Genomic DNA, 11,669 nt, shown 5'->3' on the forward strand with positions numbered 1-11,669 from the left:
CACCCGGTCGCGACCTGCGAGGCCGTGGCGCCCAGCTCGTCGGCCACCTCCAGCACGGCCCGCACCCCGGCCCGGTCCCGCTCGCCGATCGACTCGGGCGACACCCGCGAGGCCGCCGCGCCCGGTGCGGCGTACCGGCCGGACAGCACGCCCTGCGCGAGCACCCCCCAGGCCGCCACGCTGATGCCGGTCGCCCGCGCCATCGGCAGCAGCTCCCGCTCGATGTCGCGCCGCAGCAGGCTGTAGGGCACCTGCAACCCCGCGAACGGCGTCCATCCCCGCCACTCGGCCAGCATGTCGGCCCGGCTCACCACCCACGCCGGCGCGTCGGAGATGCCCACGTAGAGCACCTTCCCCGAGCGGACGACGTCGTCCAGCGCCCGCATCGTCTCCTCGATCGGGGTGTGCCGGTCCCACACGTGCACCCAGAACAGGTCGATGTAGTCGGTGCGCAGCCGCCGCAGGCTCTGCTCCAGCGACAGCACGAGGTTCTTGCGGTGGTTGCCCGCCGCGTTGAGGTCGGTGCGGTCGCGGGTCGGGGTGTACTTCGTGGCCAGGACGAACCGGTCGCGGCGGCCCTGGAGCAGCTCGCCCACCACGTTCTCGCTCTCGCCGTACATCGAGGCGGTGTCCACGACGTTGCCCCCGGCCTCGGCGTACAGGTCGAAGATCTGCCGCACCTCCGGCGACGCCTCGCGGTAGGTCATGGCGCCGAGGAACAGCTCCGACACTCTCAGCCCGGTACGGCCCAGCAACCGGTACCGCATGCCGTCGCCGTCGGTGTCCATCGCCGCTCTCGTGTTCGTCATGGTGACCACTCTGCCGGGCGGGCGGTGCGGGGAGGAAGGCCGCGCCCAGGCTGGCCCCGCGGGGGCCACGATAAGCACGGTACGCGGCCCGTAGACTCGGGCCCCGTGAGTGACAACGAGCTGGGGGCCTATCTGCGAGCGTGCCGCGAGGCGCGTCAGCCGGCCGACGTCGGCCTGCCCGGCGGCGGCCGGCGGCGCACGCCCGGCCTGCGCAGGTCGGAGCTGGCCACCGTCGCCGGGGTGAGCGTCGAGTACCTGACCCGGCTGGAGCAGGGCCGCGACCGCAACCCGTCGATGCAGGTGCTCGTCTCGCTGGCCGACGCGCTGCGGCTGAGCCCCGACGAGCGCATCCACCTGCGCTACCTGGCCAAGGTGACCAGCGGCGGCATCGCCCTGTGCCCGACCGCCGGGCAGGCGCCCTGCCGTACCGTGCGCCCGGCCGTGCGGATGCTGCTGGAGCGGATGGAGCCCGCGCCCGCCGCGCTGCTCAACCGGCTGGGCGAGGTCGTCGCCCGTACCACCGGGTTCGAACGGCTCTTCGGCCCGGTCGGGCTGCTGGAGGACGACCAGCCCAACCTGCACCGGTACGTCTTCACCGACACCAGGGCCAGGATCGCCTTCCCCGAGTGGGACAAGGTGGCCGACGAGCAGGCCGCCGCGCTCAAGTACGAGGCCGGGCCCGACGACCCGTTCGCCGCCGAGCTGATCGCGCTGCTCACCTTCGCGGCGGGCGAGGCGTTCACCGGGCGCATGGCCGGGCCGGCCGTGCCGCCGAAACCGGCCCCCGTGCAGCACATGGTCCATCCGCGGGCCGGTGAGCTGCGGCTGGTCAGGGAACCGCTCGACCTGCCCGCCGACGACCAGCGCATCCTCGTCTACCTGCCCGCCGACACCGCCACCGCGACCGCCCTCGACCGCCTCGCCGGCCGCCACCCGGGCGCGCTGCGCGCGGTCAGCGCCTGACGCCCGCGCAGCGCGCCCGGGATCGGCGCGGGCCGCTCAGCGGGCCGGTCAGCGGGCCGGTCAGCGGGCCGGTCAGCGGGCCGGGCACGACGCGGGGAGCGGGCCCGTCACGGGAGCAGACAGCGCGCGGGGAGCGGGTCAGGTGCGGCGCAGGGAGCGGGTCAGGCCGGCGGCGATCGTCGTGGCCAGCACCCAGCCCGCCGCGATCAGCCCGTACGCCAGCCACTGCGTCCCCCCGCCGGGGTTGAACGCCTTCTCCTGCCCGAAGTCGATGATCGGCAGCAGCAGGTCGAGGCTGTACATGAGCGGGTTGAACTCCGGTGCCTCCCCGCGCTTCAGCGGCGGCGGTTCGGCCACCACGCCGAACACCACCGTGCCCACCGCCAGTAACGCCGCCAGCCACCCGGCCGCCCGGAGCGGGCGGAAGCCGTACCCGACGGTGACGTCCTGGAGGTGACCCCAGAACCTGGCGTACCAGGGGAGGGTGGCGCGGCGCTGCTGCTGCCCGGCCAGGAGCGTGTCGCGGGCGTCGGCCTCGCTGCCCAGCCGCCGGTACGTCGCGGCGAGCTGCTCGTAGGCGTTCGGCAGGTAGCCGCCGGGGTCCCGGCGCAGCCAGTCGAGCCGCTCGGAGGCCGGCAACATCGGCTCCAGCACCTCGTACGACAGCCCGTCCATGCACAGCTCGTCCGGCCACACGGCGGCGTCGTCCTGGAGCACCCCGATGCGGGCGTGCCGCAGGTCGACCCTGCCCGCGACCGGTCCGGCCGGGCGCAGGGCCAGCTCCTGCACCTCCAGCAGGCGGCACTTGAGCGCCTCGCCGCCGGGCGAGTCCAGGGTGGCGCCGATGAGGCACAGGCGGCTGCCGACCCGCGCGTTCGTCAGCCGGATCCGGCCCTGGGCGGAGAAGCCGTCGCAGAGGTTGAGCACCTTGCCGACCGTGATGCCGTTGGCCGACAGGGCCGCGCCGCCGGGGTTGACCAGCCGCGCGCCCTCGAAGTGGGCGGCACCGGACACCGAGGCGTCGAGCAGGCTGATCTCGCCTTCGACGGTCAGCCCCTCGCGGGCCGTCAGCGAGCCGTCCACGACGACGCCGTCACCGGCCAGCGCCACGCCGCCCGGGTTGCTCAGGTGCGCGCCGTTCAGGTGCAGGGTGCGGCCGATGACGGCGGAGGCGACCCGGACGGCGCCCTCGGTCTCGATCAGCGACAGGAACAGGCCGTTCTCGGCGATCAGCCCGCCGCCGTGCACGGCGAGGCCGCCGGGGTTGCGCAGGCGTGAGCGTCGTAAGGTGACGGGGCCCGCGACCCGGGCGAACCGCAGGCTGACCTCCCCTTCGACGTCCATCCGCCGCGCGAACAGGCCCACCTGGACCGCCATGTTCGACCCGCCGAACGCCAGGCCGCCGGGGGCGCGCAGCCGGGCTCCGTCGAGGTTCACGGCCGCGCCGACCCTGGCCGCGGTCAGGATGACCTCGCCGTCGCAGGTGAGCCCGTCCCTGGCCAGCAGGTTGCTGCCGACGTCGAGGTGTTCGGCGTTGACGGCCGCGCCGCCGGGGTGCTCCAGGCGCGCGCCGCTCAGCGAGAGGTTGCTGCTGATGCGGGCGCTGCGCAGGCGCACCTCGCCGGTGACGTGGCAGTCGGTCAGCCGCAGGTCACCCTCCACCTGGAGGTTGGAGGCGACCAGGCCCGGCAGGCGGGAGCCGGTGAAGTCGAGGAAGCTCGTACGGGCCTGGTAGAGGTCGGGAGCCTGGTCGAAGACGCAGCCGCGGAGCATGAGCGGCAGGTCGATCTCGCGGAAGGCGAGATGCAGCAGGCCGGTGATCCGCGCCCCGTACAGGCGCAGGGACGGTTTGTCGGCCGGTTCGGTGTACTCGCCGAGCAGCAGCTCCGCCAGCACCTCAGCCCGGACGCTCCGGTCGGGGCCCCAGGCGGCGGCGTCGGCGGGTAAGTCATGGACGGGGCCCCCGGAGCGCAGATCCACGGCCTGCCCGCGGCGGACGGCGGCGGCCACGGCCTGCTCGACCGGGGTGAGTTCGGCGTTCGGCACGGGGCCATTGTGCTCCAGCCCGCGTCCGCGCGGGCCTCGGCGGACTCAGTCGCGGACGTCGAAGCCCAGGGCCCCGGCCAGCACGGTGGCCTGGAACGGGTCGATCACCGCGCCCTTGAACGTGACTCCGGCCAGGTCGAACGTGCTCAGATCGCTGCCCCGCAGGTCGCACGTGGTGAGGTCGGCCCCGCGCAGCCACGCCCCCGACAGGTCGGCCCGCCGCACCTCGGCGCCCGCCAGCCGGGCCCCGGTCAGGTCGGCCTCGCGCAGCCGGGTGCCACGGAAGGCGCTGCCGCGCAGGTCGGCGCCGGGCAGCCCGACGTAGGACCAGTCGCCGCCCTCGACCTTCAGCAGCCCGAAGGTGCAGCCGTCGAACACGCTGCCGGTCAGCTTGCAGCCCGTGAAGGTGGCGTCGAAGAACGAGCAGCGGGAGAAGGAGCAGTTCAGGAAACACGCGTCGGTGTGTTCCGACACGTTGAGGCGCACGTTCCTGAACACGCACTCCTCGAACGTCGAGCCGTGGTCGACGGCCTCGGTCAGGTCTACGTCCTGGAACAGCACCCGGTGATGGGTCTCACCGGACAGTTCGCGGCCGTTCCAGTCCGTGGACCTGATCGTCGTCTCCGTCGCGGGGATCTCGCGCGCTGCCATGCGAACAAACTAGCGGATGCGGCGTCGCGGGTCAGGCCCGTTTGGCGATGGCCGTGATGAACGGCTGCACCAGCTTGGCCGCCAGGGGGCCGAAGGCCGCCAGGATGAGCACGTACGCCGCCGCCAGGGCGCCGAGGTCGGGGTGCACGCCCGCGCCCACCGCCAGGCCCGCGATGACGATGTTGAACTCGCCGCGCGGGATGAGCGCGATGCCCGCCCGCGCCTGGCCGGCCTTGGCGATGCCCGCGCGTCTGGCCGCGTACATGCCGGTCAGCAGCTTGGTGATCATGCTGACCAGGGCGAGCAGCGCGGCCAGCCCGGCCACCGGCAGGATCTTCGCGGGGTCGGTCTGGAGACCGAAGACCACGAAGAACACCGCCGCGAACAGGTCGCGCAACGGCGCCAGCAACGTCTGGGCGTCCTCGGCCAGTTCGCCCGACAGCGCGATGCCCACCAGGAACGCGCCGACCGCCGCCGAGACCTGGAGCTGCTGGGCCAGCCCGGCGACCAGCAGGGCCAGGCCGACGACCTTCAGCAGCAGCACCTCGGAGTTGGGGCTGGAGACGAACGCCTCGATGAAACGTCCGAACCGCAGCGCCACGATCAGCACCACGCTCACCGTCAGCAGCGCGATGCCGACCGAGATCGCCCCGCTCACCAGGCTGAGCCCGGCCAGCATGGTGGTCAGGACCGGCAGGTAGATCGCCATCGTCAGGTCCTCGAACACCAGCAGCGAGAGCACCGTCGGTGTCTCCCGGTTACCGATCCAGCCCAGGTCTGACAGCACCTTGGCGGTGATGCCCGAGGAGGTGGCGTACGTGACGCCCGCCATGGCGACGGCCGCCACCGGGCCCCAGCCGAGCAGCAGCGCGATGATGGCGCCGGGGGCGGCGTTGAGCACCAGGTCCACGACGCCCGCGCGGGCGTTGCTGGTGAGGCTCGTGACCAGTTCGTCGGCGTTGTACTCGAGTCCGAGCGTGAGCAGCAGCAGAACCACGCCCAGCTCGGAACCGATGGAGAGGAACTCCTCGCTCGTGGCCAGCGGCAGCACGCCGCCGGTCCCGAACGCCAGACCGGCGATCAGGTAGAGCGGGATGGGGGAGATGCCTCCGCGCAACGCCAGCGCACCGAGGATTCCCAGACCCAGAAGAACGGCACCGAATTCGAGGAAGAGGATCGCGGTATGGTGCACCCGCGCTCTACCCGTTCGCGAAGATGTCGGCGACCTCGGCGGTGCTCTCCTCGCTGCCGACCACGACGACGACGTCGGCGGCGTTGAAGAGGAAGTCGGGGCCGGGGCTGGCGAACACCTGCCCGCCGCGGGCGACCGCGACGATGGAGGCGCTCGTCCTGGTCCGCACCCGCGCGTCACCCATGGGACGGCCCGCGTAGGGGGAGCTCGCCGGGATCGGGAGCTGCACGCTGACCAGGCCCTCCACCTGCTGGTGGAGCTGGTTGAGCCGCTGCACGATGCGGGGGGCGCCCAGGAGTTCGGCCAGGGCGTCGGCCTCTTCGTCGTTGAGCTTGACCGTCTGGCAGACGGCGTCCGGGTCTTCCTTGTCATAGATGACCAGGTCCCGGCGGCCGGTGCGGTGGGACACGATGCCTACCCGTTGTCCTTTTCGGGTGGTGAAATCGTGTCTTAGACCGATACCCGGCAGTGCTGTTTGTTCGACCTCCACCTGACCCACCCGTCCAGAGCTGCATATTTCCGGACAACCTTACCAACGTCATACCCTGCTCTGGCCTGGGCCAATTGTCTACCAAATCGCGCCGCCGCCCCCGAACCCCGCAGACACCCCCTGACCAGGGCGAACCATCGGCGGGACGCCGGGCGCGACGAGAGGTGACAGGCCCCGCCACGCCGGGCGACGCCGGTCAGGCCCGGTCTCCGATGAGGGCCAGGGCCTGGCGGGCGATCTCCCATTCCTCGTCCGTCGGGATGACCAGGACGGGAACCTCGGCGTCCGGCGGCGAGATCGCCCGCTCGTGCTCCGGCCCGGGGGCGTTGCGTGCCGGGTCGACGGCGATGCCGAGGCGTTCCAGGCCGGTCAGGGACTCGGCGCGGGTGGCGGCGTCGTGCTCGCCGACGCCGCCGGTGAACACGAGGGCGTCCACGCGGCCGAGCAGGGCGTAGTAGGCGCCGACGTACTTGCGGATCCGGCGCGTGTACACGGCCAGGGCCAGCCGGGCCTCCTCGCCGGAGCCGGCGCGGGCCTCGCGCATGTCGCCGGTGCCGGCCAGGGCGCGCAGTCCGCTCTCGTGGCCGAGCGCGTCCTCCACCCGCTGGGCGTCCAGGCCGTCCACGCGGGCGAGGTAGCCGGCCAGCGCGGGGTCCACGTCGCCGGAGCGGGTGCCCATGACGAGCCCTTCGAGCGGGGTCAGGCCCATGGAGGTGTCGACGCTGCGCCCGCCGGAGACGGCGGTGAGGCTGGCGCCGTTGCCGAGATGGGCCACGATCAGGTCGAGGCCGGCGAGATCGCGGCCGAGCAGGGCGGCGGCGCGGCGCGAGACGTAGGCGCAGGAGGTGCCGTGGAAGCCGTAGCGGCGCACGCCGAGCCGGTCGCGCCAGTCGCGGGGGACCGCGTAGGTGTACGCCTCCGGCGGCAACGTCCGGTGGAAGGCGGTGTCGAAGACCGCCACCTGCGGCGCGCGGGGGAAGGCCGCGCGGGCCAGCCGGATGCCGGTCAGGTTGACCGGGTTGTGCAGGGGCGCGAGCGGGGCCAGCTCCTCGATGGCCGCGATCACCTGGTCGTCGATGACGACGGCCCGGTCGAAGCGGGTGCCGCCGTGCACGACGCGGTGCCCGACCGCGACCGGGTCGAGCGCGGGCCCGGCCGCCTCGAACGCCGCCATCATCGCCGCCAGCCCCTCGCCGTGGCCGGGGAAGGGCCGCTCGCGCACGTACGGGGCAGCGTCGCCCGCGTGGTGCGTGAGCCGGCCGCGCCGCTCGCCGACCCGCTCCACCAGCCCCCGCGCCGGCCGCCGCCCGGTGCGCACGTCCACCAGCTCGTACTTGATGGACGAGGAGCCGGTGTTCAGGACGAGAATGTGCCCGGCCACGTCCACGACCTGATCTCCGCGGGGTCCTCGCCGTGCTCGCGCGTGTACGCCCGCGCCCGAAGCCGCCGGTCGCTCATGTCCTGGCGCAGGTGCGCGGCCCGCGAACCGAGGCCGGGAACCCGGTCGATCACGTCCATGACCAGGTGGAAGCGGTCGATGTCGTTGAGCATGCACATGTCGAACGGCGTCGTCGTGGTGCCCTCCTCCTTGTAGCCGCGCACGTGGAGGTTGGCGTGGCCGTGCCGCCGGTAGGCGAGCTGGTGGATGAGGCTCGGGTAGCCGTGGAAGTTGAACACGATCGGCCGGTCCGTGGTGAACAGCGTGTCGAACTCGGCGTCCGGCATGCCGTGCGGGTGCTCCGACGGCGGTTGCAGCCGCATCAGGTCGACGACGTTGACCACCCGGACCTTCAGCTCGGGCAGGTGCTCGCGCAGCAGCGCGGCGGCGGCCAGCGTCTCCAGGGTCGGCACGTCCCCGGCGCAGGCCAGCACCACGTCCGGGTCGGTGCCCTGGTCGGTGGAGGCCCACGGCAGGATGCCCAGGCCGCGCGTGTTGTGCGCGATGGCCTCGTCCATCGTGAACAGGTCGAGCACCGGCTGCTTGCCCGCCACGATCACGTTCACGTAGTCGCGCGAGCGCAGGCAGTGGTCGGCCACCGACAGCAGCGTGTTGGCGTCCGGCGGCAGGTAGACGCGCACCACCGACGCCTTCTTGTTGACCACCACGTCGAGGAAGCCCGGGTCCTGGTGGCTGAAGCCGTTGTGGTCCTGCCGCCACACGTGCGACGACAGCAGGTACGTCAGCGACGCCACCGGCCGCCGCCACGGGATCTTCCGCGCGGTCTCCAGCCACTTGGCGTGCTGGTTGAACATCGCGTCCACGATGTGGATGAACGCCTCGTAGCAGTTGAACAGCCCGTGCCGCCCGGTCAGCAGGTAGCCCTCCAGCCAGCCCTGGCACAGGTGCTCGCTCAGCACCTCCATGACCCGGCCGCCGGCGCCCAGGTTCTCGTCGGTGGGCAGCAGTTCGGCGTTCCAGGCCCGGTCGGTGACCTCGAACACCTCCGTGAGCCGGTTGGAGGCCGTCTCGTCGGGGCCCATCAGCCGGAACGTGCGCGGGTTGGCCGCGATCACGTCCCGCAGGAGGCCGCCGAGCACCCGGGTCGGCTCGGTGAACTGCTCGGCCGGCGCCTTCACCTCCACGGCCAGCCGGCGGAAGTCGGGCAGCCGCAGCGGCTGCAGCAGCTCGCCGCCGTTGGCGTGCGGGTTCGCGCTCATCCTGCGCGCGCCGCGCGGCACCGTGCCGAGGACGGCCTCGACGGGCCGCCCGTCCGGGCCGAACAGCTCCTCCGGCCGGTACGAGCGCATCCACTCCTCCAGCATGGCCAGGTGCGCCGGGTTCTCGCGGACGTTGGCCAGCGGCACCTGGTGGGCCCGCCACGTGCCCTCCACCGGCTTGCCGTCCACCTCGCGCGGCCCGGTCCAGCCCTTCGGCGTCCGCAGGACGATCATCGGCAGCCGCTCGGCCTCGCCCGCCCGGTAGGCGGCGATCTCGTCGAACGCGGTGTCCAGGGTGGCGGCCATCTCCTCGTGGTCGGGCCCGACGAGGTGGGGGCGGTAGCCGTACCCCTCCATGAGCTTGACCAGCTCGCCGGTGGGGATGCGGGCCAGCACGGCCGGGTTGGCGATCTTGTAGCCGTTCAGGTGCAGGATGGGCAGGACGATCCCGTCGCGGCGGCGGTCCAGGAACTTGTTGGAGTGCCAGCTCGCCGCCAGCGGCCCGGTCTCGGCCTCTCCGTCGCCGATGACGCAGGCCACGACCAGGCCGGGGTTGTCGAAGGCGGCCCCGTAGGCGTGGGCCAGCGCGTAACCCAGCTCGCCGCCCTCGTGGATCGACCCGGGCGTCTCCGGCGCGACGTGGCTGGGGATGCCGCCGGGGAAGGAGAACTGGCGGAACAGCCGCCGCATGCCCTCCACGTCCGGCGACACGTCCGGGTACCGCTCCGTGTACGACCCCTCCAGCCACGCGTGGGCCACCGCCGCCGGGCCGCCGTGACCGGGACCCACGATGTAGATCATGTCCTGGTCCCGCTCGCGGATCACCCGGTTGAGGTGCGCGAAGCAGAAGTTCAACCCGGGCGTCGTGCCCCAGTGGCCGAGCAGGCGGGGCTTGATGTGCTCGGGCCGCAGCGGTTCGCTCAGCAGCGGGTTGTCCAGCAGGTAGATCTGCCCGACGGACAGATAGTTGGCCGCCCGCCAGTACGCGTCTATGTGCTCCATGCCCCTGCTGATTCCTCCCCAGGAGGCGCTGAATCCCTTATCAGCCGATAAGGTGCCGAACATGGAGTTCAGGAGCTCACGTTGGTACGCAGGGAACGACCGGAACTCCTACATCCACCGGGCCTGGATGCGGCGCGGCCTGCCGGGTGCGGCGTTCGAGGGCGACCGGCCGCACATCGCGATCGCCAACACCGCCTCCGACCTCACCCCCTGCAACTCCCACCTCGACGAGGTGGCCCGCAGCGTCATGAACGGCGTGTGGGAGGCCGGGGGAGTGCCGCTCAACCTGCCCGTCGTCTCCCTCGGCGAGACGAACGTGCGCCCGACCGCCATGCTCTGGCGCAACCTGGCCGCCATGGCCACCGAGGAGATGCTGCGCGCCAACCCCATCGACGGCGTGGTGCTGCTCGGCGGCTGCGACAAGACGATCCCGTCGCTGCTCATGGCCGCCGCCTCGGTGGACCTGCCCGCCCTCGTGGTGCCCGGCGGCCCCATGCTGACCGGCCACTTCCGCGGCGCGCCGCTCGGCTGCGGCACCGACGTGTGGCGGCTCAGCGAGGAGGTGCGCGCCGGGACGCTCTCCCGCGAGGCGTTCCTGCGCTCCGAGTCGTCCATGATCCGCAGCCGCGGCCACTGCAACACGATGGGCACCGCCTCCACCATGGCGTGCATCGCCGAGGCGCTCGGCATGACCCTGCCCGGCACCGCCGGCACCCCCGCCCCCGACAGCCGCCTGCTCGAACGCTCCCACGAGTCCGGCCGCCTGGCCGTCGAACTGGTCAGGCAGGGCCGCCGCCCGAGCCAGGTCATGACCAGGGGCTCCTTCCGCAACGCCATCGTCACCCTGGCCGCCGTCGGCGGCTCCACCAACGCCGTCGTGCACCTGCTGGCCATCGCCGGCCGGCTCGGCGTCGACCTGAGCCTGGACGACTTCGACCGCACCGGCTCCGGCGTGCCGCTGCTGGTGGACCTGCAACCGGCCGGCCGCCACCTCATGGACGACCTGTTCAGGGCCGGCGGCCTGGTCGCCGTGCTGAAGGAGGTCGAGGACCTGCTCGACCCCGGGGCGATCACCGTCACCGGCCGGCCGCTCACCGAGCACCTCGAAGGGGCCGAGATCTGGGACGAGGACGTCATCCGGCGCCGCGCCGACCCGCTGCTGCCCGACGCGGGCATCGCCGTGCTGCGCGGCAACCTCGCCCCCGGCGGCGCGGTGATCAAGCCCGCCGCCGCCTCGCCCGAACTGCTGCGCCACCGCGGGCGCGCCGTCGTGTTCGACAGCGTCGAGGACGTCCACGCCCGCCTCGACTCGCCCGACCTCGACGTGGACGAGACGTCCGTGCTGGTCCTGCGCGGCTGCGGGCCCAGGGGATATCCCGGCATGCCGGAGGTCGGCAACCTGCCGCTGCCCGCCAAGCTGCTGGAGAAGGGCGTGCGCGACATGGTGCGGGTCAGCGACGCCCGCATGAGCGGCACCGCGTACGGCACGGTCGTCCTGCACACCGCGCCCGAGGCGGCCGCCGGCGGGCCGCTGGCCAGGGTGCGCACCGGCGACCCCATCGTGCTCGACGTGGCCGCCCGCCGGCTCGACGTGGACGTGCCCGACGCCGAGCTGAACGCGCGGGAGCCGGTCATGACCGGCCACGCCCGGCCCGTACGCGGCTGGGAACGCCTCTACGTCGAGCACGTCACCCAGGCCGACCGCGGCGCGGACCTCGACTTCCTCATCGGCTCCGGCGGCGACCACGTGGGCCGGGAATCCCACTGACGGCCCCGACACTCCACTCCGCCATGCGCGGAATGAGCCGCGCGGGGTAGGCGGTTACGGGACGATGGGACCAGGCATGATCGGTTTGGC

General features: G+C 72.9%; 9 protein-coding genes. 2 read left to right on the plus strand and 7 right to left on the minus strand.

Annotated features, from left to right (window positions below; all coding sequences use genetic code 11):
* Nucleotides 1–767, minus strand: a 767-nt coding sequence (locus tag FAF44_RS40705) for an aldo/keto reductase (RefSeq protein WP_237108747.1), incomplete at its 3' end; no start/stop codon positions are given.
* A 147-nt stretch (nt 768–914) separates the two neighbouring features.
* On the opposite strand from FAF44_RS40705, the gene FAF44_RS40710 reads away from it, so the two are divergent.
* On the plus strand, nt 915–1,772 hold the full coding sequence (locus FAF44_RS40710) for a helix-turn-helix domain-containing protein (protein WP_237108726.1): 858 nt from the start codon (nt 915–917) through the stop codon (nt 1,770–1,772).
* Nucleotides 1,773–1,910: 138 nt separating this feature from the next.
* On the opposite strand, the gene FAF44_RS40715 is transcribed toward FAF44_RS40710, so the two are convergent.
* The 6 genes from FAF44_RS40715 to FAF44_RS40740 form a co-directional block, all read right to left on the minus strand.
* Complete coding sequence (locus FAF44_RS40715) at nt 1,911–3,818, minus strand: hypothetical protein (RefSeq protein ID WP_237108727.1); 1,908 nt, start codon at nt 3,816–3,818, stop codon at nt 1,911–1,913.
* 45 nt (nt 3,819–3,863) lie between these two features.
* Nucleotides 3,864–4,469, minus strand: a complete 606-nt coding sequence (locus FAF44_RS40720; RefSeq protein WP_237108728.1) for a pentapeptide repeat-containing protein — start codon at nt 4,467–4,469, stop codon at nt 3,864–3,866.
* 31 nt (nt 4,470–4,500) lie between these two features.
* Nucleotides 4,501–5,661, minus strand: coding sequence for a cation:proton antiporter (locus FAF44_RS40725; protein WP_237108729.1), 1,161 nt, complete (start codon nt 5,659–5,661; stop codon nt 4,501–4,503).
* Nucleotides 5,662–5,668: 7 nt separating this feature from the next.
* On the minus strand, nt 5,669–6,151 hold the full coding sequence (locus tag FAF44_RS40730; RefSeq protein ID WP_237108730.1) for a cation:proton antiporter regulatory subunit: 483 nt from the start codon (nt 6,149–6,151) through the stop codon (nt 5,669–5,671).
* Between the two features lie 196 nt (nt 6,152–6,347).
* Complete coding sequence (locus FAF44_RS40735; RefSeq protein ID WP_237108731.1) at nt 6,348–7,532, minus strand: acetate/propionate family kinase; 1,185 nt, start codon at nt 7,530–7,532, stop codon at nt 6,348–6,350.
* Nucleotides 7,508–9,811, minus strand: coding sequence for a phosphoketolase (locus FAF44_RS40740; RefSeq protein ID WP_237108732.1), 2,304 nt, complete (start codon nt 9,809–9,811; stop codon nt 7,508–7,510). The genes FAF44_RS40735 and FAF44_RS40740 overlap by 25 nt, the downstream gene beginning before the upstream one ends.
* A gap of 61 nt (nt 9,812–9,872) precedes the next feature.
* Here FAF44_RS40740 and FAF44_RS40745 point away from each other — a divergent pair, with 61 nt between their 5' ends.
* Complete coding sequence (locus FAF44_RS40745; protein WP_237108733.1) at nt 9,873–11,579, plus strand: IlvD/Edd family dehydratase; 1,707 nt, start codon at nt 9,873–9,875, stop codon at nt 11,577–11,579.
* The last annotated feature ends 90 nt before the right edge of the window (nt 11,580–11,669 follow it).

The organism is Nonomuraea sp. MG754425 (genome assembly GCF_021699195.1).
Classification (GTDB): Bacteria; Actinomycetota; Actinomycetes; order Streptosporangiales; family Streptosporangiaceae; genus Nonomuraea.

What these genes read in the sequence shown, in the direction of transcription:
- FAF44_RS40720 (WP_237108728.1), bottom strand. Translation starts at nt 4,469, where the DNA reads ATGGCAGCGCGCGAGATCCCCGCGACGGAGACGACGATCAGGTCCACG.
- FAF44_RS40740 (WP_237108732.1), bottom strand. Translation starts at nt 9,811, where the DNA reads ATGGAGCACATAGACGCGTACTGGCGGGCGGCCAACTATCTGTCCGTC.
- FAF44_RS40745 (WP_237108733.1), top strand. Translation starts at nt 9,873, where the DNA reads ATGGAGTTCAGGAGCTCACGTTGGTACGCAGGGAACGACCGGAACTCC.